The 21,195-nt window shown below is 40.1% G+C and carries 21 protein-coding genes; 9 read left to right on the top strand and 12 right to left on the bottom strand.

Annotation, left to right across the window (positions count from 1 at the left end):
• The first annotated feature begins 86 nt into the window (after nucleotides 1–86).
• The gene (locus ACL9RF_RS03865; protein WP_422799982.1) at nucleotides 87–326 is read left to right on the top strand and encodes a PcfJ domain-containing protein; all 240 of its coding nucleotides are present in this window, start codon (nucleotides 87–89) and stop codon (nucleotides 324–326) included.
• Nucleotides 327–890: 564 nt separating this feature from the next.
• Nucleotides 891–1,220, top strand: coding sequence for an HAD-IA family hydrolase (locus ACL9RF_RS03860; RefSeq protein ID WP_422799981.1), 330 nt, complete (start codon nucleotides 891–893; stop codon nucleotides 1,218–1,220).
• A 238-nt stretch (nucleotides 1,221–1,458) separates the two neighbouring features.
• On the opposite strand, the gene ACL9RF_RS03855 is transcribed toward ACL9RF_RS03860, so the two are convergent.
• Nucleotides 1,459–2,355, bottom strand: coding sequence for a LysR family transcriptional regulator (locus ACL9RF_RS03855; protein ID WP_422799276.1), 897 nt, complete (start codon nucleotides 2,353–2,355; stop codon nucleotides 1,459–1,461).
• Nucleotides 2,356–2,438: 83 nt separating this feature from the next.
• On the opposite strand from ACL9RF_RS03855, the gene ACL9RF_RS03850 reads away from it, so the two are divergent.
• Nucleotides 2,439–3,035 (top strand): LysE family transporter, encoded by a 597-nt coding sequence (locus ACL9RF_RS03850; RefSeq protein ID WP_422799275.1) that lies wholly within the window; start codon nucleotides 2,439–2,441, stop codon nucleotides 3,033–3,035.
• A 58-nt stretch (nucleotides 3,036–3,093) separates the two neighbouring features.
• On the top strand, nucleotides 3,094–3,270 hold the full coding sequence (locus tag ACL9RF_RS03845; protein ID WP_422799274.1) for a hypothetical protein: 177 nt from the start codon (nucleotides 3,094–3,096) through the stop codon (nucleotides 3,268–3,270).
• Between the two features lie 124 nt (nucleotides 3,271–3,394).
• Here the strand turns inward: ACL9RF_RS03845 and ACL9RF_RS03840 are convergent, their stop codons facing one another.
• The 8 genes from ACL9RF_RS03840 to lepA form a co-directional block, all read right to left on the bottom strand.
• Nucleotides 3,395–5,809, bottom strand: a complete 2,415-nt coding sequence (locus tag ACL9RF_RS03840) for an ABC transporter permease (protein WP_422799273.1) — start codon at nucleotides 5,807–5,809, stop codon at nucleotides 3,395–3,397.
• Between the two features lie 171 nt (nucleotides 5,810–5,980).
• Nucleotides 5,981–6,637, bottom strand: coding sequence for a TetR/AcrR family transcriptional regulator (locus ACL9RF_RS03835; RefSeq protein ID WP_422799272.1), 657 nt, complete (start codon nucleotides 6,635–6,637; stop codon nucleotides 5,981–5,983).
• 700 nt (nucleotides 6,638–7,337) lie between these two features.
• Nucleotides 7,338–8,672, bottom strand: a complete 1,335-nt coding sequence (locus ACL9RF_RS03830; RefSeq protein WP_422799271.1) for a sensor histidine kinase — start codon at nucleotides 8,670–8,672, stop codon at nucleotides 7,338–7,340.
• A gap of 8 nt (nucleotides 8,673–8,680) precedes the next feature.
• Nucleotides 8,681–9,358 (bottom strand): response regulator transcription factor, encoded by a 678-nt coding sequence (locus ACL9RF_RS03825; protein ID WP_422799270.1) that lies wholly within the window; start codon nucleotides 9,356–9,358, stop codon nucleotides 8,681–8,683.
• A 327-nt stretch (nucleotides 9,359–9,685) separates the two neighbouring features.
• The gene (locus ACL9RF_RS03820) at nucleotides 9,686–10,132 is read right to left on the bottom strand and encodes a hypothetical protein (RefSeq protein ID WP_422799269.1); all 447 of its coding nucleotides are present in this window, start codon (nucleotides 10,130–10,132) and stop codon (nucleotides 9,686–9,688) included.
• Between the two features lie 62 nt (nucleotides 10,133–10,194).
• Complete coding sequence (locus ACL9RF_RS03815) at nucleotides 10,195–10,713, bottom strand: hypothetical protein (protein ID WP_422799268.1); 519 nt, start codon at nucleotides 10,711–10,713, stop codon at nucleotides 10,195–10,197.
• Nucleotides 10,714–10,771: 58 nt separating this feature from the next.
• The gene (locus ACL9RF_RS03810; RefSeq protein ID WP_422799267.1) at nucleotides 10,772–11,659 is read right to left on the bottom strand and encodes a bifunctional 5,10-methylenetetrahydrofolate dehydrogenase/5,10-methenyltetrahydrofolate cyclohydrolase; all 888 of its coding nucleotides are present in this window, start codon (nucleotides 11,657–11,659) and stop codon (nucleotides 10,772–10,774) included.
• 37 nt (nucleotides 11,660–11,696) lie between these two features.
• Nucleotides 11,697–13,487 carry a translation elongation factor 4 gene (lepA, locus tag ACL9RF_RS03805; RefSeq protein WP_422799266.1) on the bottom strand — a complete coding sequence of 597 codons (1,791 nt, stop codon included), beginning with the start codon at nucleotides 13,485–13,487 and terminating at the stop codon, nucleotides 11,697–11,699.
• 234 nt (nucleotides 13,488–13,721) lie between these two features.
• Between lepA and ACL9RF_RS03800 the strand changes: the two genes are divergently transcribed.
• From ACL9RF_RS03800 to ACL9RF_RS03780, 5 genes are all read left to right on the top strand, one after another.
• On the top strand, nucleotides 13,722–14,537 hold the full coding sequence (locus ACL9RF_RS03800) for an SDR family oxidoreductase (protein ID WP_422799265.1): 816 nt from the start codon (nucleotides 13,722–13,724) through the stop codon (nucleotides 14,535–14,537).
• Between the two features lie 103 nt (nucleotides 14,538–14,640).
• Nucleotides 14,641–15,144: a hypothetical protein gene (locus tag ACL9RF_RS03795; RefSeq protein WP_422799264.1), complete on the top strand. Its 504-nt coding sequence runs from the start codon at nucleotides 14,641–14,643 to the stop codon at nucleotides 15,142–15,144.
• A complete protein-coding gene (locus tag ACL9RF_RS03790; protein ID WP_422799263.1) occupies nucleotides 15,134–15,946 on the top strand; it encodes a helix-turn-helix domain-containing protein in 813 nt (270 codons plus the stop codon). The genes ACL9RF_RS03795 and ACL9RF_RS03790 overlap by 11 nt, the downstream gene beginning before the upstream one ends.
• 9 nt (nucleotides 15,947–15,955) lie before the next feature.
• Nucleotides 15,956–16,402, top strand: coding sequence for a nuclear transport factor 2 family protein (locus ACL9RF_RS03785; RefSeq protein WP_422799262.1), 447 nt, complete (start codon nucleotides 15,956–15,958; stop codon nucleotides 16,400–16,402).
• A gap of 203 nt (nucleotides 16,403–16,605) precedes the next feature.
• Nucleotides 16,606–17,652 (top strand): outer membrane beta-barrel protein, encoded by a 1,047-nt coding sequence (locus ACL9RF_RS03780; protein WP_422799261.1) that lies wholly within the window; start codon nucleotides 16,606–16,608, stop codon nucleotides 17,650–17,652.
• Between the two features lie 103 nt (nucleotides 17,653–17,755).
• On the opposite strand, the gene ACL9RF_RS03775 is transcribed toward ACL9RF_RS03780, so the two are convergent.
• The 3 genes from ACL9RF_RS03775 to ACL9RF_RS03765 form a co-directional block, all read right to left on the bottom strand.
• A complete protein-coding gene (locus tag ACL9RF_RS03775; RefSeq protein WP_422799260.1) occupies nucleotides 17,756–18,190 on the bottom strand; it encodes a tail fiber domain-containing protein in 435 nt (144 codons plus the stop codon).
• A 101-nt stretch (nucleotides 18,191–18,291) separates the two neighbouring features.
• Nucleotides 18,292–19,287, bottom strand: coding sequence for a cytochrome d ubiquinol oxidase subunit II (locus ACL9RF_RS03770; RefSeq protein WP_422799259.1), 996 nt, complete (start codon nucleotides 19,285–19,287; stop codon nucleotides 18,292–18,294).
• 29 nt (nucleotides 19,288–19,316) lie between these two features.
• A complete protein-coding gene (locus ACL9RF_RS03765; RefSeq protein WP_422799258.1) occupies nucleotides 19,317–20,681 on the bottom strand; it encodes a cytochrome ubiquinol oxidase subunit I in 1,365 nt (454 codons plus the stop codon).
• Nucleotides 20,682–21,195 lie beyond the last annotated feature (514 nt).

The following is a 21,195-nucleotide window of genomic DNA, read 5'->3' as shown; positions in this document are numbered from 1 at the left end:
CATCTAACGAAACCGATTAGTAAACTACTTTATATTCTTTTCAGGGGATCACTTTCCTCTGGTAGAAGGGGACAGTTTCAGATGGTATAGGGGGACCATTTTGGAGAGGTTTATCCAATAAATACTATTTACAAAAAGATTCATTGATTTTATCCGCTCAAATTGATGGCAAAAGAATAGAAACGGTTGAAGTCTCTTTAAACAAAATGGAAGTTGTTCAATCTCGTGGTTTGCAGAATAGAGCGTCTGAATACAATAAAGATATTGTAGATCTAGTGAATAAAAATATGCATCAGATAAGTAAAAGAATGGAGGCGACGGGGTGATTGATATTACAAAGAATAGGTTATGAATAAAAGGAGACAGGTAGAAAGCTAAACACCCTGTCTCCAGTCAGATTATCTACTTGTTCTCGCAACCTTAATCAAAAGGTTAGAATTTTCTGATTTGTTTTAGTACTGGTACTAAATGTTTGCAAAGGTGTGCCAGCGCCAAAATCGTAAAAATAATATAGATAAAAGTCATTATTATTTAGATTATTTAATTGAATAAATATTATCTAAGTTTTCTGGCTTCCCTTGCCTATTATCTAGTAGTTTCTGGAATACACGTATCCCGTTGATCTGAGGTGCAAATGTAGGTGATTTTTTGAATAGAATAAAAAATGATACATAAAAAATTAATAACAATTGGAAGTGCTTTTGTAAAGAAGCATTTCCGATACCCTTTGGTTTATTCGGAGTTAGTACGCGCTACTCCTACAGGAGAAATACCAGATATAATCGCCTTTGGTGCTTTCAATAGGTCGATAGTTGTAGAATGTAAAGTTTCGCGATCTGATTTTCTTCGGGACAAAAAGAAAAGCTGCCGGGTAATGGACTACCTATTGTCTGATACAGAAAGTATTTCGTAAGCTACACATAGAGCACTATTTTGACAGTAGCATATCTGCAGATTTTGTTGCCAAAGGGAAGCCCAGTCCCGACATTTATTTAAAAGCTGCATTGGATCTACTTACTCACCCATCAAAATGTATTGTATTTGACGATTCAATAGCAGGCATTCGAGCAGCCCATGCCGCCGCAATGATGGTAGTGGCCGTACCGGAAAGCGGAAAATTGCATGATGTAAGATTTGATATAGCGGATTTGAAAATCAGAAAGCTTAGTGATTTTTGCAAGCAGCATCTTGCCTTTTTAAATATAAAAGCAGCGACCTAACTAGCTGTAACGCATATACAGGAGAACGAATGAAACTATCTATTCTAGAATACCTGCACCTGTTAGTATACATACACACATATAGATGCGCTTTGATATTTATACCCATTCGGATGTAAGACTATGTTTGCCTGATATGTGTACCCTTTAAGCTAGAATTGATGCTTTTAAATAGCAGAAACCCTTTGGTATACAACAAGGTAACAGGGTAAACCTATACAAAACTGTACCGAATCGACTAAGGATGTAATTCTAGCATTTTACGTTCCAGAATATCCATAAAAAGTTGCATCGCTGGACTGACCCATTTTTGATGATGATGTGCGGCAATCATAGTCACTGTAGGGTTGAAATCTTTAATCGGGATTTTGACAATTTCGCCGCTCTTAAGCTCTTCATCGACAACAAATGTAGGAAGGCATGCAACGCCAAGATGGTTTATCACGCTTTTTTTTATGGCTTCAATACTCCACAATTCGATATTCTGCCGGGTCTGTATATGGCGTTCCTTGAGATATTGCTGCATATACCTCTGGTAAACACCATTAGGATCATTAAAAATAACATTAACTTGCTTGGTCTGCCCGCTTGTGTCGAAGTCCATTTCCTCCTTCGGTAAACTTGGCGATGCCATAATGCCGACTTCAAAATCTACCAGTTTGTGAACATGCACCTGCGAATCGTAACCATAGACCTGGAAGTGTATACCCAAATCGATCTCGTTTTTCATGATTTCTTTTTGGATATCGTAACAGTTTTTCACCTTCAGCTTGAGGTTAACCTCCGGGGCAGTTTCCAAAAACTCCTTTAAAACAGGTTGAATAATATAGGTCAAAAGACTATCGGATACCGATATCGTCAAGGTACCTTTCATCTGAGATTTGTCGGCACTCAATAACCTGATTTGTTCTATTTCCTCTTCTATCTTCCGAATATGTGGGATGAGTTTTAAAGAGCGCTCCGTAGGAACCATACGTCGGCCGACTTTTTCGAACAGCGGAAACTGCACTTCCTGCTCCAATTGCTGAATCTGATAACTAATAGCAGATAAGGAATAGTTCAGCGCATGTGCGGCATCCTGAAAGTTTCCTTTTTCAACAATGGTTCGGTAGCTCTTCAACTGGTTGATATCCATTACTTCAATTTTTTTGAACTAAATGTACAAATAATTTCGATTGACTCGAAGCATTTATTACCGTAGGTTTGTCAAAAAAAAAGATGTGGATTTCATTTTTTATTTATTCGGTTTTAACGGCACTACTACCTGGGCCCAATAATATTTTAGCACTTAACAGTGTAATGCAGGTAGGTTATAAAAAATCACGTACTCTGCTTTACGGTATTTATGGAGGTTTTACGCTGCTGATGTTTTTATCAGCAGCCTGCAGTGACCTTATTATCAGCTCCTACAAACCGCTTTTGGAATATCTTAAATATTTGGGTGTAGCCTATCTATTATACCTAGCCTGGTCGGTTGCCACGAGCAAACCTTTAACCCCAGATGACCAAGCCAATCTGGATAGCGCTAAAAACAAAAGATCTGCCTTTTGGAAAGGCTTTTTACTGCAGTTGGTAAATGTTAAAATAATTATATATGGTATCACAGCATTTAGCAGTTTTGTGTTTCCGCATTTTAATGATATCAAGATAACGGTGGCCTTTGCCCTATTTCTTTCTTTAATTGGAAGCACGGCAACCTGGATCTGGGCTATGGCTGGGCAGAAATTAATTTATTTCCTTACTAAACATGCGCAAATAATTAATAAAGTAATGGCTATTTTGCTGCTGTATTGCGCCATAAGCCTCCTTTTTTAAACCATTAGTAACTTGGATCCTATTAGCGTATCACAATATTGTAACGCTTTGTTAAATCATGGAATCAAATCCGCCTAGGCACCCCGAAAGAGCCTGTGATTTTTATGTATACAACGAAACAAAAAATGTTCGTTTACTTCTGCTGCTATTATTATTGTCGCTTCTAAAATCTACAGCCCGACAGGGGTCAGTACAACAGGATGCACTCGCGGCCTTGCTAATGTGCAGCTGGTAAACGTAAAATTTTCACGAACAAATCCCGATCCATGGCGCTACATGCTGTTCAACCTCGGCGCAGGTACAGCTTCAGCAGCTTACCTACCTAAATAAAACAAATAAACAGCCAAAAAATAATAGGATTACTCATCGCGCAGCTGTTTTGAAATAGCGACTTTCCTTCTTCCTAGATACATAAAACCAATTAAGGCACAGGTAAATCCGAAGAAGAATAGAAAAACCAACACCAGAACCCAGATATTCTGCTGGATATGGAATACATAATTTGCCAACCATTGGTTCAGCAGCACATACATAAGCGGGGCAGCAATTAAAGTCGACAATAGTAGTAAAACAGCATAATACTTTCCAAATAAAGCAATGATATTAGCCGGTTTAGCACCTAAAACCACCCGCACAGCGATTTCCTTCTCCCTTTTTTGAAGGGTAAACACCAATACCCCTACGATACCCAAAATCGCAATAATAAAGTTCAAAAATGTAGTGACATAAGCCGCCTGCTTCAACTGCAATTCAGCGGTATACAAAAACTTAAACTGCTCGTCCATAAAAGTATACTCAAATGGAACATCCCCCAACACATCCTGCCACTGCGCTTTTACAGTCGACAATGTTTGCGGCATATCCTTTGTAGACAGCTTTAAAGCCATAAATCTATAAATGCTTAAGTCACGAACATGGGCAAACAAAACCGGCTGAATGCCCTCGCGCAGGCTAGCATAAAAGTAATCCTTCACCACGCCTGCAATGGTATAAACATCCTCCGACCCCACTTCACGTACTTCCTGATTGACAGCTGTTTCTACCTCCAACCCTAAAGCTTTGACAGCCGACTCATTTAGCACCACACGATTTGGAGGCAAGGAAGAGCCCGCATAAAAACAAGAACCATTTAATAGCTGTAGACCAAAAGTGGCTGCATAGTTTTCGTCTACACTAATAATTGGAATAGAAACCTTATGGCCAGTCCCATTGGCCGCTTCAAATATAGCCGCATTTGCAGGCGTACGATTAGGGATTTCGAAACAAAGGGTGGCCTCCTTAACAGCATTTAATTTTAAAAGCGCCTCCTGTGCGGTTTTCATTTTTGCAACGCCAGCCGTATCCCATTGTTTGGGCAAGGCCGAGATCACCAATATCTGCTCTTTATCATAACCCAGATTTTGATTAAAAATAAAATCTACCTGCCTAGATACCGTTATGGCTCCCATACAAGCCGCAATAGCAATTGAAAACTGAATCGTCAGCATCAGGCTTTGTAAATTCGCCCCCTTCGTCGTCGGGCCAACCTTCCCCTTAACGGCATTCACCATCCGCGCCGCACTTAAGACCAGCGCAGGATAGATGCCTGCGAGCAAACCTGTAAAAATTAAAACGACCAGTAGAAGCACAAAAATGTGCCCATCAAAATCTATTACCGACGGCATGCTACTGTCCAAAACAGCCGCAAAAACAGGTCTGCAAACCTCATAAATCAGGAGCGACAGAAAGCCAGAAAGCAGACTCAAAATTAAAGCCTCCCCTAAAAATTGCAACATAAGCTGCCTTCTTGTACCACCAAAAAGTTTACGGATACCTATTTCTTTCAGCCTACCGGCAGCGGTTCCCAATGTAATATTCACATAGTTTAATATCGCCATGCCCAACAAAAACAAGGCGGCCCAAAATAAGATATTTATCATCTGTTTTGCAGCACCCCCATCCTGTGTTAAGTAATAATCCTTTAATGGCACCAACTTAACCTTTAAGGCACGCTGAATGTTCGGCTTTGTATAGCTTTGTAATATTTCTTTAATCGCAGCATCCAGCCTTGCTACAGATACATTAGGTTTAACTGAAATATAGCTCAATACATACGGATTGTTCCAGTCCGATGCCGTGTCGCCATTACCGAAGTACCTATTCCCTTCGAAGGGAACGAAAATATGCTGTGTTTCTTTCAGGATATGGGTAACCGAGTTTTTAGGCGGATCTTGCATAACGGCCGACACCGTATACGGCTGCTTCACGCCGGCCAGCGTTGTTTGTATACTAAGCTGCTCTCCGCGGGCATCCGATTTACCATACAGTTTAAGGGCCAAAGATTCGGTAATAACGGCAGAATGAATACCCTCAAAAGCATTACGCCCATCTCCATGCAACAGCTTAAAGCCAAATTGCGAAATCAAGGTCGTATCGCCAATGGCTATATTTTCTGTCGTATTAATCGTTCCTGCCGACACCACATTGGCAACCGAGCTATAGCGGTAGTACTGCGCTACAAGGTCGGGATAGTTTTCCTGTAAAGTGCGGGCCAAAGGAGCCAGGGTAGTAAGAGGTATACCTATACCCTCATTTTTATCCCATTCACTTTGTAGAATATACTGCCGGTCGATATTTTTAAGATCACGGTTTACACGATACTGCGTGAGGATATATATCCCAATGGCCAATGCAAAAGTGATTCCCAACGACAAACAAAACAGGTAAAGCAGGGCAAACCCTTTATGCTGCCGTATATATCTAGTGGTGGTTTTATAGTAATTTCTAAATAGCATAATTCTCCTAATTAGTGTGCATATGAAACAAAAAGCCTACCCTTCCCCGGAATCAAAGCACAGTCCAAAATCATAACCCACTATATACCAAAAAGATGAATAAAAAAAAGAAACAGCCTTATGTACGAAAGCGCACACCAGGCTGTTCAATACCGAACACTGCTAAAAGAATTACTTCGCCGTATTCACCGCCTGCTGGTAACTTAAACCAATCAGCTGCTTTAAACTCTTTGCTATTCGTTTTTTACCCGCTTCAGTTTTTAAATCAATACCACAAAAACTGCCAACGGCAGCATTTTCGTGCAAAGTCAAATAATATACACCAGCTAGTAAAATGCCATAGTTTGCCCGTAGATCAACATCAGAATTAGAAAACAAGGGATCGGAAAGCTTAAACATCGTTTCCCCCAATACCTCCCGTTCATAATTAAGCTGCTGCAATAACGGATTTTTCTCGCTAACCTGCCACAATAAAATCTTCTGCGCCTCCTTGAAACCATCCAAATGTTCAAAAAGCTTGACCAGGGATATTTCGGCCAGGTGCTGCATATAATCCTCCTCAGTACGTACAGTATCCTCCATATCATGCAGAATAATTCCCTCCATACCAATCCAAAAATCACGTTTTCTAAGGTAAGTATTCAGCAGCTCATCCATGCTTCCGAAATACTTATAAATTAATTTTTTACTTACACCAGCAATTTTTGCAACCTTGTTTACCCCCAATCCCGTATGCCCCTCCTCGCGGATAATATCACCTACCACCGCCAATAATTTTTCTTTGGTCCGTTCTTTATTACGAACACTTCCATCCACTATTTTACGCATTACAATATGTGCTAAATCCAATAGGCAATATTATTTCTAATTTTCAATGAATTAAATTAGGCAAAAAAAACAAAATAACAAGCCCTAAATAAAATAAGTCACCACTTCTTCTAAAAATGCATACTACATTTGCCCTAAGCGTAGTAAAACGGGATATAAATTTATTACGATGGTCTTTATTTCAAAGGCAGAAAACTATACTAACCATCTTTATACATTTTGTCCTCTACCTTCAATTCGTTGATAGCAGAGGGCATTTTTTTTACTTACCACCAAAATTTACAGCCTAACGAAATGAAATTTAATTTCAAAATAATTAAAATAAATAACGAAGGCTAAATGAGAACCATCTAGCCTTCCATCTACCTATGAAAAACGGTCTTACTGGGAATAAGACAATTTTAAATCAATATAATACTTTAGAATTGTTAAAGCAAAGTCAAAAATTAGCCCCCGCATCAATACGCTAATAACCATGATTTTTAAGAAAAAAAATAATTCAAAACCAATGGAATTTAATGTAGAGAAGGGGGAAAAAAGGTTTTAGTTTTCTTCATAAAACCAACATTTAAGGGCTATAATAAGGCTTGCCCTCTGGAAAAATAAATCCAGAAACATCGAAAAATTTAACCAAAGTATAAATTTATTTACCTCCTATATCTATTAAAAAATATACGAGCACGCGCAACAACATCAGTCCTTAGAGGAGTAAAAGAACCTCCGTTCCCGTTGCACTGCTTTGGATAGACATTTTAATTTTATGCAAATTAAAGATAATATTAGCTATCGAAAGCCCCACCCCTTTACCTTGATAACGCTGCGTATTTTGCCCACGTACAAAATTTCCCATAATATACTGCAGATCCTCCGTTAATATACCGATACCTGTATCAATAATACGAATACAAAGACGCCCCTCCTCCTCCGTCAACAGCACCTTTACAGGGCTATTATTCGAATACTTAATAGCATTATGTAAAATATTGCCGATAGCTAATTCCAACAACTTATCATTTCCATAAATACGCAGTATATTCGTATCAGCAACCTGAATATCCACCTCAATCTGTGCCTTATGGTAGAGAATTGCATTTTCGATAACCTGCCAAACTACCTCATCCACACGAACAGGTTTAAATTCGAAATTCGTCTTTGCACCAGAAAGCAACATCATATGGTCCAATGTTTCCTGTAAATCATTGGTATACTGTTTTAATTGCCGAATAGTATCTTCATACTCAGCGGTACTACGGGGTTTCTGGTGTGTTACCTCCATTGTGCCCAACAGCGCCGTAATTGGTGTACGCAACTCGTGCGACACATAATCGATAAAATTTTTCTGCACATTAAAGGTCTGTGCCAGGCGGTCTACAAAATGGTTATATGTAGACACCAAATCCTCCACCTCTGCATAAGATTTATTTACAGAAATAGGTTTCATAAAATTTTTAGCATCCCTGTCCTTAATCTGCTCAATAATCTTTAACAGCGGGTCGTAAGCAATATTTCCTAAGTACTGCGAAAAAAAATAGATAAAGCCAATACCAAGTATAGAAACAGCAATAAGAATGTGTAATAAAGACGAAACCTGGTTTTTAAATTCATCCTTTGTCTGCCGTGTTATTACAACAAAATCCCCTTGGTTATCGCGATAAAATATACCATTATAAAAATACTCAGCCGTTTCAAAAAATACATTTTCATGCGCACGCACCTGCGCAATAAAGCTATGCGTTATGGAAGTATCGGTATCCATTTCACCACCAAAATGTTGACCTAAAGAGTCAAAAACCACAATATTCCGGCGTGAAATCGTCTTAAGCAGCTGTGTTTTAATATTTTCATGCTCCAGTAAAGGTAGCTCATCTTTCTCCAGGTAATAGATTGCCGCCAGCAGCGACTTATTTTCTAAGGACTGCTTCTCTTTCTTATCCATCAAGGCATAGAAAGAAATATAAATAACCGAAGATATAATAACGGTTATAACACTGAAGATAATGATAGCGTAAAGAGAAAGGCGGTGTTTTAGTTTCATAACATGCGTTAACCCTTAAACATGTAACCCACTCCCTTTATGGTATAAATAAATTTGGAGTCTCCCTTTTCTATTTTATTTCTGAGGTACGAAATATAAACATCCACCACATTGGTGTGGTTATCAAATGTTATGCCCCAAACGGCATTTAGAATCTGTACACGTGTCACAGTTTTATCAATATTCTCCACCAGGTACATCAGCAGCTTATATTCACGTGGCGAAAGATCAATCTCCGCTCCCCCATGGCTCACCAAATACTGATTCAGATCAATGCTTAAGTCACCAAAAGTTAAAACCGACGAAGGTCGTTCCTGCTGTTGATATTGCTGCCTACGTGTTAAAGCCTTAATACGTGAAAGAAGCTCATCAAAATGAAAGGGTTTCGTAATATAATCATCGGCACCATAATCCAATGCAGCCACCTTGTCTTGCACGGTATTGAGAGCACTAACCATTAGTATAGGTGTAAAATTCTTTTTATACCGTAAGGTTTGAACCAACTGTGTGCCATCCATGCCGGGCAGCATAATATCCAAAATAATAAGATCCCACTGAATATTACTAAAGTCGGAAAGCACATCTTCTGCCGAACGGCACAGGGTTACCATATAACCGTTCTCCTGCAAGCCTTTAATTAAAAAGTCGCTGATGCGTTTATCATCTTCTACTACTAAAATCTGCATATGTAAGCCATTTAATCAAAAATACCGCTTTTAAGACAGTTATCCTTGATGTTTTATGTTTTTATTGCTATTTAATAGGTTAAATACGGCCCGGAGATTGTAAAAAGTGTAGCACCTGCGCTTAGCAGCCTAAAAATAAGGACCAAAATACTCCTCTAAAAATTTTCAAAAAAAATTGTGTAAGTGTAAAATGTACACTACCTTTGCAGTATCATAATTTAGGTTTATAATTGGTTATAAAAGGTTTTCATTCTCCCCGTTTGAAAGCCTTTTTTTCGTTTATAGCCAGGCTAGGCCGCATTAAAATTACCTATGTATTAAAGCATTTTAAGCAATTGCCGTAATAACCGAATGCTTCCCATTAAAGGAAAAACCTTCGCCCACTTTTTTCGTCAATAGGGCTTTACCTATAGGCGATTGTGGAGAAATTACATAAATCGTTTCTTGGTCCAACCGCACCATACCTATACTTATGGCTATAAAATAGGTCGCTGTTTCCGTTTGTATCAGCGCCCCTACTCCTGCCGCCGACAAAAGCTTATCGGCATCAATTTTTTCCAGTATACCCCTATCCTGCTGCGCAATAGCCAGCTGTTGCTGGTAGCGATTCAAGTCCTGCTGCAACATTTCCCTGCTCGTTTCATATTTGTCGCCGGCACTGCTCTTCGTATCCTCCGCCAAGGCTTGGTCGGCATCCTGAATACCCTTTTCAATCTCAGCTATCCGCCCTTGCACCTGCAAAAAACAATGTGTTAAAATTTCTTTTTTATTCATATAATTTCAAAAAAAAGCGCCCGTACATTACATACGGGCGCAAAATATGCTCTTTAAAAAGATTACTTTTTCAAAGCATCTTTTAAATCATTGGCTTTACGCTCAGCGCCTTTGGTAACATCTTTTATCGCATTATCTGCTTTATCAGCTGCTTTACCCATGGCTTCTCCGGCCTTATCAGCTGTATTTTCTAAAGCCTTACCTGTAGACTTACCAGCCTCGATAGTTCCGTCGACCGCGTTGTTTACCTTCTCTTCAATTTTCTCTCCTGTAGCATTCGCAGATGCTTTAACTTTATTCCATGCCGCTTCCGCATCCGCTAAAGCCTTACGTGCAGATTCCTCTGCTTTTTTATCACCTTTGGCAACAGCGGCATCCAAATCAGCCTTAGCCTTATTGTATTCCGTTTCCGCTTTAGCCGTAGCTTCAGCAGTTTTCTGATCCAATTGGTCTAAAGAATGGTCCAATTTTTCACCTACTGTCTGTTCATCGGTTGTAGCCTTATCTTTTGAAGGCGTGTTGTTACAAGAAGCAAAAGTAATTGCTACGGCAACTGCTGCTAATAATGCAATTTTTTTCATTGTCGATCAGTTTAATTTCCTGACCGTAAAGCAACAATTTTTATGCCAAACAATAAAATTATCCTTTAGGGTAAACGGTTCCTTTTGCTGCCTCCAACGTATTCTTCAACAAACCGACAATTGTCATAAGACCTACGCCACCCGGTACAGGTGTAATCCAAGATGCTTTCTGCGATACAGCATCAAAATCTACATCGCCAAAAAGTTTGAATCCAGATTTCGTTTCGGTACTGTCTTCACGGTTAATGCCCACATCAATTACAATAGCCCCCTCTTTGACCATATCTGCAGTAACGAAATTTTTCTTGCCAATTGCTGCCACCACAATATCGCCACGCAATACCTCGGTTTTTAAATCTTGGGTGCGGCTGTGTGTTAAGGTAACTGTACAGTTTCCGGGGTTGCTATTACGCGCTAATAAAATACTCATCGGCGAGCCTACAATATTGCTACGCCCCACCACCACAGCATGTTTACCAGCCGTATCGATACCATAATGTTCCAACATTAACATAATACCATACGGTGTTGCCGGAATAAAACAAGGCAAGTTACGTTGCATACGTCCCAGATTGATCGGGTGAAAACCATCCACATCTTTACGGTAATCGATAGCTTCCGTTATACGCTCAGGATCGATGTGTTTAGGTAAAGGCAACTGAACAATAAGACCATCGATTGTTTCGTCTTTATTGATTTCCTGTATTTTAGCAATTAATTCTGCTTCGGTAATGCTTACATCGTATCGGATATTGGTCGATTCAAAGCCCACCAATTCGCAGTTGCGCATTTTACTGGCCACGTATGTTTCACTACCACCATCGTTTCCAACCAAGATAGCAACCAAATGTGGTTTACGCCCTGCCTGGGCAGTAAACGCAGCGGTCTCTTTCTTAATGTCTTCTTTAATCTTTGCAGATACTTCTTTACCGTCTAAAAGTCTCATTGTAATATATAGATAAGGTTGATTTCTCGCTTTCTTATTAATCTAATTTCAATACTGCCATAAATGCCGACTGCGGAATTTCTACGTTTCCGACCTGGCGCATCCGTTTTTTACCTTTTTTCTGTTTTTCCAATAGTTTACGCTTACGCGAGATATCACCACCATAACACTTCGCCGTTACGTCTTTACGCAATGCAGAGATTGTCTCGCGGGCAATGATTTTTGCACCAATAGATGCCTGGATACGAATCTCAAACTGTTGACGTGGTAATAGCTCTTTTAATTTCTCACATATTTTCTTACCGAAATCGTAGGCATTACTGCGGTGAATTAAGGAAGAAAGCGCATCTACAGGCTCATCATTTAAACGGATATCCAATTTCACTAAATCCGAAGAACGGTAACCGATCTGCACATAGTCAAACGATGCATAACCTTTAGATATGGTTTTTAGCTTATCGTAAAAGTCGAATACAATCTCGCCCATAGGCATCTCGAATATTAATTCTACACGATCTGCTGTAAGGTACGACTGGTTAACAATAGTACCGCGTTTCTGTATACATAAAGATAATACTGGGCCGACAAATTCGGCTTTGGTAATAATATTCGCTTTAATATAAGGCTCCTCGATAATGTCTAATTTACTTGGATCCGGTAAGTCCGACGGATTGTGTACCACCACCTCTTCATTATCTTTGGTAAGGTAGGCCTTGTAAGATACGTTGGGAACCGTTGTGATAACGGTCATATCAAATTCGCGCTCTAAACGTTCCTGGATAATTTCCATATGCAACATGCCCAAGAAACCGCAACGGAAACCAAATCCTAAAGCTGCAGACGATTCCGGCTCAAACACCAAGGATGCATCGTTTAGCTGTAAGCGGTGCATAGATTCGCGTAGTTCTTCGTAATCTTCCGTATCTACGGGATAGATTCCGGCAAATACCATTGGCTTTACCTCCTCAAATCCTAGGATAGCTTCTGTTGAAGGCCTTTCTTTATGGGTGATAGTATCTCCTACTTTCACTTCACGCGCTTCCTTAATACCCGAGATAATATAACCTACATCGCCAGTTTTAATAACATCCTTAGGAACCTGCGTTAATTTTAAGGTACCCACTTCATCGGCAATATATTCTTTTCCTGTGGCAATAAACTTAACCTTATCGCCCTTACGTATTTCGCCATTCTCTACTTTAAAGTAAGCCATAATACCACGGAAGGAGTTGAATACAGAGTCAAAAATTAGTGCCTGCAATGGAGCCGTTGGGTCGCCTACCGGCGCCGGAACGCGCGCAATAATGGCGGCTAAAATTTCCGGTATACCCATTCCTGTTTTTCCCGATGCGGGAATGATATCTTCACGGTTTCCACCGATAAGGTCAATGATCTGATCTTTCACCTCCTCAGGCATAGCCCCCGGCAGGTCCATTTTATTTAAGATAGGAATAATCTCTAAATCATGCTCTAAAGCCAAGTATAGGTTAGAGATTGTCTGCGCCTGTATTCCTTGGGAAGCATCCACAATCAATAGTGCACCTTCACAAGCTGCAATAGATCTGGAAACCTCATAGGAGAAATCCACGTGCCCTGGTGTGTCGATAAGATTTAAGATGTACTGCTCACCATTTAAGGTATATTCCATCTGTATTGCATGGCTCTTAATGGTGATACCGCGTTCGCGTTCCAAATCCATGTTATCCAACAACTGCGCCTGCGCCTCCCGTTGGGTAATTGTTTTCGTGTATTCTAATAATCTATCAGCCAGCGTACTCTTGCCGTGATCAATGTGTGCTATAATACAAAAATTGCGTATATGCTTCATATAGGTTCTTTGCCTTCTACTTTAAACGGCAAATATACGTTTTAGATATTAGATTTATCCTATTTCTGGTGATAATAAAACGGCATATAAAGCAGGTGTAACCCATTTATAGGTATGGATATAAAAAATGCCAACCTGAAATGAGCTTTTCAGCAAATAAAAATTGAGCTTTACAGAAAACGATAGTAAACCAACTACAGCTAAATTTGTTATCAGATTATAACATTAGAAAAAATGAAAAAAACAGTATTTATAACAGGAAGCAGCAGCGGCATAGGTAAAGCTACTGCCTTATATTTTGCAGCGCAAGGCTGGCAGGTTATTGCTACGATGCGTAACCCTGATAAGGAAACAGAATTATCTGCTGTTGAAAACATAAAACTCTTGCCTTTAGATGTTTTAGACCCTGAAAGTATACGTTCTGCCGTAGCAGAAGGGATTGCCACATTCGGCAAAATTGATGTTTTAGTAAACAATGCCGGTTATGGTGCTTATGGCCCCTTGGAGGTTTTCGACCGTGAAAGTATTAGCCGACAGTTTAATACCAATGTTTTGGGCTTACTGGATGTTACGCAAGCGATTACACCGCATTTCAGAACCAACAAGGCTGGGGTATTAATCAATGTGTCGTCTATGGGTGGTAAATTCACCTTCCCTTTTGGCGCCTTATACCACGGCACTAAGTTTGCGGTTGAAGGGATATCGGAATCCTTAGCCTTTGAGTTTGCAACATTTGGCGCAAAGGTCAAACTTATTGAACCTGGCGCCACTGCAACGGATTTTGCAGGCCGTTCTTTCGATTTCAAAAACGACGAAAGTATTGCAGAGTACCAGCCTTTAATGCAAACCTTACTACAGATGATCCAAGCGCTGGATGGCGGCAGCGTACCGCCGAGCCATGTAGCAGAAAAAATATTTGAGGCCGCCACCGATAATAGCGACCGCTTACGCTACCCGGCAACACCTGATGCAGTGGCATTTTTAGAAAAAAGAGCGACAGAAAGCGACGAGGTGTTTATTACCGGAATTAAAAAACAATTGGGTTTATAAGACCGCTAATTTCCATAACCTATAGGCAGGTGTTTGTGCCTATAGGTTATGTCCCCAACATGTTGATACAAAACACATCTGTTGAACCTAAAATACAAACAATATGGACCTACTCAAATTAAGCACCGATTGGGCTAAAGCTGAGGTTTTCTCGGCAAAAATTATTGCTTTAATTAGTATAGTAATACTTCTTGGAAGCTTAGGCTTTTTTATTTACGGAAAAACAGCCATGGCAAGAGCTTTTGTTTGGCCCCTATTTGCCGCTGGCCTTTTTATGATTGCCGTTAGCGCCGGGTTATACTTCGCCAACAAACCTCGCATAGCACAGTTTGAAGCCGCCTACCAGCAGAATGCCACGCAATTTGCCGAAGCGGAAATTGCGCGCACCGCAAAGTCGCAGCAAGATTTCACAAAGGTATTTATCGTATTGCCACTATTGATAGTCGCCGGAGCGGCATTAATCCTTTTTCTTTCCAGCCCCACCTGGCGGGCTATAGGTATAAGCTTAGCGTTTTTATCTACGGTACTGCTGCTTATCGACAGTAATACGGAAGCACGTAACGCTGCCTATCACAAACAACTTAAAACAATAACACATGGTCGGTAATGAATTAGATTTTGGAAAGGCATTTGTTTATTCCTGCTATTTCCAAAAAACCTTTGGGTATGAGCAGTTTATTGCCGAGCATGTCGTATCCTATCAGCTGGAGGGCGAAACACATGTCGAACATCAAAAAGGCAACTTTATTTTAAAAGCTGGCCAGCTTATGATTGCACGAAAAAATCAATTGGCTAAGGCTTTTAAACACCCATCGCCACAAGGTGAATATAAGGTATTGTCGGTTATGCTGCATGCAGAAAGATTAAAGAAGTATGCGGTAGACCATCATATACACAGCTCAAATACCTATGCTGGAGATTTAAATCTTAGGCTAGAGAAGGATACTTTCCTGGAGGGATATTTTCAAACCTTACTTCCGTATGTAGAGCAAAAAACTGCTGTAAGCAAACAAATGGAGGATATGAAGGTGACAGAGTTAACTGTTTTACTGCTGGAACGTAATCCGCAGTTACTGGATTTTTTATTCGATTTCACTGAACCTTTTAAAATCGACCTGGAAGAATTTATGACTAAAAACTACCAGTATAATGTTCCGCTGGAGAACTTCGCGAAGCTTAGCGGCCGTAGCTTGGCTAGTTTTAAACGCGATTTTGAAAAGATTTTCAATACATCGCCAGGGAAATGGCTTAAAGAAAAAAGGCTAACGGAGGCATTTGAGCTTATCGCTAGTAAACAACGTAAGCCTGCGGATATTTACCTGGATCTGGGCTTCGAGAACTTATCGCACTTCTACGCATCATTCAAGGAAAAATTCGGTGTAACACCGGCAACAATATTATCTAAATAGATTATTCGTATGGAAAATGTACAACAAGAAACCAAAGATCGCTTAGCTATCCGCGAACTCGTCGATAACTATGCTTACTGTGCAGATAGCAGAGATGCACAAGGACAGATGGCGCTTTTTACTGAAGACACTCACTTTGTCGTGTTTATGGACAGTAAATCGGATACGCCAACGCAGGTAATCCATAGTCGTGCCGACTTGTTCCCTGTATTCGACAATTTAAATACGTACCATGCTACCATGCATTTTAACGGACAAAGTACAGTGCAGTTGCAGGGTAATACTGCAACGGGTATTACCTATTGTCGTGCCCATCACTTAACATTAACCGACGACGGCCAGCATTTCATGGTTGCAACCATTCGTTACAAGGATAAATTTGTAAAAATTAACGAAAAATGGCTTTTTTCTGAACGAATTTTACTTGTAGACTGGATTGAACAGGGAATAAGATAGTTTTTAAACGAAAAAACTATGTAAAATCTAAAAATAAATAAACAAAAACAGAAAAACATACAAAAAAAACACTCAAAAAGCAAAATTTTAGCATTATTTAAAGCAAGTGATTTATTTTTTTTAATAAAAAAACATAAATCACTTGCTTTTTTAATTTTTCAAACCTATTTTTATTAAAAATTCAACCTAAATAAAAATAAAATATGAAATTTATTATCAAAATAATACTTTTTTGCGTTTTTATCAACGAAACACAGGCACAAACAACCGAAAAAGAAAACCCTTTGGTTATTTCAGGCTATGCAGACACGTATTGGAAGTATGATTTCTCAGGAAAAGAGAATATAGGTACGTATTTTGCCAACGATCAGAACTCAATTTCTTTAGGAATGCTAGCTTTAGGTCTAAAAAAGACTACCGGGAGGGCTACATTTATGGGAGAATTGTCATTTGGCCCTCGTGGACAGTATCTTTCTATCCCGACAGGCGATAATAGAGATAAAACAAACTCATTTCATATCCAAAACTTGTACATGACCTACGATTTCACCGATAAATTTAGCATGACAGCGGGTTACATGGGTACATTTGTGGGCTATGAGGTCATCTCTCCCGCTTCAAATTTCCATTACTCTACCTCGTATTTATTTGGGGCAGGTCCTTTTCAAAATGCCGGCGTTAAGGCAACCTACAGCTTCTCACCGAAGGTATCCATTATGGCAGGACTGTTTAACGATTGGAATGTATACCAGGATTTAAATGGATTATCGCATTTTGGGGCTCAGTTGGCACTACAGCCTACCGATAACCTACAGGCTTATATTAATGTATTAACAGGTAGCTCTTCCGAAGGTAAGGAAAACTACAGCTCTGGAACGTTGGTAGATTTTGTTGCTTCCTATTCCATTACCGATAAAACAAGGCTTGCCGTAAATGCGGCAGACTATAAACATAAGGGAGGTGGCGGATACAGTGGCGTCGCTGTATACCCACAGTATACCATCAGTCCGCATTTCGACCTTGGCCTGCGTGCGGAATATTTTAAGCCGAAAGAAGAAGAAGGCGCTGTCGATACAGAGGAGCAGCATTTCACCTCCTTTACCCTATCGGGAAAGATTAAACACGGCGGTTTATCGGTTATTCCAGAAGTACGCTTAGACCATGCGCCACAAAAGCCGTTCCTTACCCATGCGTCGGTAGCCACAGCACAGGCCTCCCAGTTTTCATTGGCATTGGTTTATGCATTTTGACACTATAAATTTTGAAACTTTAACTAAACTAAACAACGCCTATAATCAAGCGCCGGAGATTGTGCATTTCCTTTTCAGCTTCGGCGCAATAGGCTACATTAACCTACAGATCCTTAACCTTAAGCTGTTCAATTTCACGCTTCAGTTCATCAATCTGAGCCTGCTGTTCTTTAATTGCAGCCACCAAAACAGGAATCAAACCTTCGGTATCGACACCATCAAAACGCGCTATCTTGTTTGTGTTTTTACCAACAGAAACTGCTTTAGCCTCCTGCCGCACCATATTTGGAAACACCGTTTTTACGTTGCTGGCCAAAAAACCATAACGGTCTCCATCGGGCAGCGCTAAGCCTTTAAACTTTTCCGTATTATACGAAAATGCTACAGGCTCTAAATTTTTAAGCTGATCAATAGAATTCGTTAACTCCTGAACATTAATTTTTAGATCCGTTTCGCCAATTTCCTGTGCTGAAGTCCCCATACTAAAGGCTAGCACATAAAATGAAAATGCTGTTGATTTTAGCAGATAATTTTTCATGATTTTAAAATTTTTAGAAAATTGTAATTGCATAACCAATACTCCCTCAAGTATTGACATCTTTTTATAATATTCGTAAAATAATAAAAATTTTTTAAATATTAAACCTGCTCGGGTTTGCGATGAAAAGAATATAGCAGGTAGAACAAAAAAGGTAAAATAAAAATACTCCCCAGCAACAGGGCCCAAGCCAATACGGTAATGGTCCGCTCTCCCCCCTGATGGTCGAACAACGATAAGGAGCCACCATCAGCCAGCAGCACCAAATCCGGAAAATGGTTATACGTTGCGGCGACTAAAATCATAAAAACCTGAATTGCGGCACAGAAGCGAATCAACGTACTCTTACCCTTGGCAAAACCCCAAAATAAAACCACAATGCTCACACTCGCAGCCAGGATGGCTAGCTGCCCGATCGGATGACCAAAGATCCAGGCGAACAAGGGAATATCTGCCTGCGTTGCCGTAGCAAAAACTAAGGCACTCGACAAAAACACCACAAAGAAGTACCCCTTCGCCTTTTTTATTAAATACAAGCGAAAGCTGGCATCAGCCGTCTCGCCAATAATATAAATCGATGCCAGGTAAGCGCTAATACAAATTGTAAATAGACCAACAGCAATACCAAAAGGGTTCCACCAACTAAAAATATAGGCCGTCAGAAAATCTGTAGCCTCCGTATCAATGGCTCTAGAAACCGTACTCGCAGCAATAAGACCTAGGAAAAATGGCGTCAGCAGACTACTTAAACGGAAGATACGATTGTATACCAGCTGCCAATTGTCTTCCACTGCATCATAATGCCTAAAGGTAAATGCCGTACCTCGGGCAATGATACCAAGCAGCATTAATACCAAAGGTATATGCAGGTATATAGACAAGGTGCTGTAAATGGTCGGAAAACCTACGAATAATACCACAATAGCAATAACTAGCCACATATGATTCGCTTCCCATATCGGACCCATGGATTTATAAGTGGTATGTTTCACTTTTTCCATCTGACGCTTTCCGGTAAATATTTCCAGAATTCCAACCCCAAAGTCTGCTCCTCCCAAGATCATATACAGATACAAAGCAACCCATAAATATGCCATTACAACGTACAACATAACAAGTTTTATAATTATCGATTTACAAGATTTCCCTTAACATCAGCTGGCTTCTTTTTAAATTCTGGATCTGTAGGATCATACAATTTGCCTACCATACGCAGCTGGCGATACATTAAAAAAGTAACAATAGCTGCAAGGGATACAAATACAGCCGTAAAAATATAAAAGGAATATACGATACCTGGCATCGGTGTAACGGCGTCTATGGTACGCATAATACCATAAATAATCCAAGGCTGCCGCCCTACTTCCGTAACAACCCACCCAGCTTCCAGCGCAATATACCCCAAGGGAATGGCAAACACAAAAATGCGTAGAAACCAGGTTTGCATCAGCCACGAATTCTTTTTCCACAAGGCAAAAAAATACAATAGCGAAATACCACACAGCAGTACCCCCAGGGAGATCATCAGCTGAAACGCATAATGCGTTATCGCCACAGGAGGCCAATCGGCTTTAGGAAACTCATTTAAACCTTTCACAGGCTCCTTAAAATTTCCATGCGTCAAGAAGCTTAAAACTCCGGGTATTTTAATCGCATATTTGAGTGTTTCGTTCTCCTCATCGACAATACCGCCAAGAACAAATGGCGTATACGGCTCGGTATGAAAATGAGCTTCCATTGCTGCCAGCTTTATAGGTTGTCTTTTGGCAACATCCTTGGCCGAGATATCCCCACTCAAGGGCTGCAGCAAAGCCGCGACGCAGGCACATACAGCCGAAATTTTAAAAGCCTCCCGGTGGAATGCCACATTCTTCTTTTTCAATATCATTAATGCGTGCACACCGGCAACGGCAAATCCTGTAGAGACAAAAGCTGCAAGCAGCATATGCAGGGCCTGGGAAAACCAGGCGTCGTTTAACATCGCTTTAATCGGATCGATATTGGAATACACACCATCGACATAATCAAAACCTGCAGGACTATTCATCCATGCATTTGCTGCCACCACCAAAATACCCGACGCTAAACCACTAAGCCCCACCAGTAAACCGGTAAACCAGTGAAACCATTTGTTAAACTTATCCCAGCCATACAAAAAGAACCCCAGCGCAATAGCCTCGATAAAAAAAGCCGTTCCCTCCAGCGAAAAAGGCATCCCAAAAATAGGGCCTGCATGTTTCATAAATGTAGGCCAAAGCAAGCCCAACTCGAAGGAAAGCATCGTTCCCGATACTGCCCCCGTTGCAAATAAAATAGCCACCCCTTTGCTCCAGGCCTTCGTTAATCCCTTATAAATTTCATTCCCGGTTCGCAGGTACCTATAGTGACTAAAAGCCATAAAAAAGGGCATGACCATACCCACACAAGCAAAAATAATATGAAAACCCAACGAGAGGGCCATCTGAGATCGAGCCGCTATAAAATCATCCATGTTTGTTTACGATAAAGGTTGCTAAAAATAGCAAGGTAAAAACCCATATTTTCTACCCGATGAAGGTAGCCATTTATCGACAAAAAATCAAATCCAAACCTATAAACGCGAGCCATTAAGCCTGCAATCCTAAGACACAGCAAAGCGAAATGCAATGCCTTAATCTTACTTATCCCCTAAACCCCTAAACCCCTAAATCTACTAAACCTGATCGTACCACCGCAGGCTTTTCTTCCCGAACTCCGTCTCCTCTATTTAACATAATATATTTATTAAACACAGATAAAAAGTCCTATCCCATATAAACCAACACCTAAAACGCGAAATACAGGATTCTAAAATAGGGTCCTAAAACAAGCTATTATAAAATCAGCCAAGACAAACTAAAGCAACATACAAAAGCCATATACTACTGTTTACCAACTGCATATAAAAAAAAAGAACTACCCATTACAGATAGTCCTTTAATCACACTAAACCTAATTAACGATTTATAAAAAGTCCAACCAGCCAA

The sequence above is a fragment of the Sphingobacterium sp. Mn56C genome (assembly GCF_049319645.1).
Classification (GTDB): domain Bacteria; phylum Bacteroidota; class Bacteroidia; order Sphingobacteriales; family Sphingobacteriaceae; genus Sphingobacterium.
This window is presented reverse-complemented; position numbering and strand designations above follow the sequence as displayed.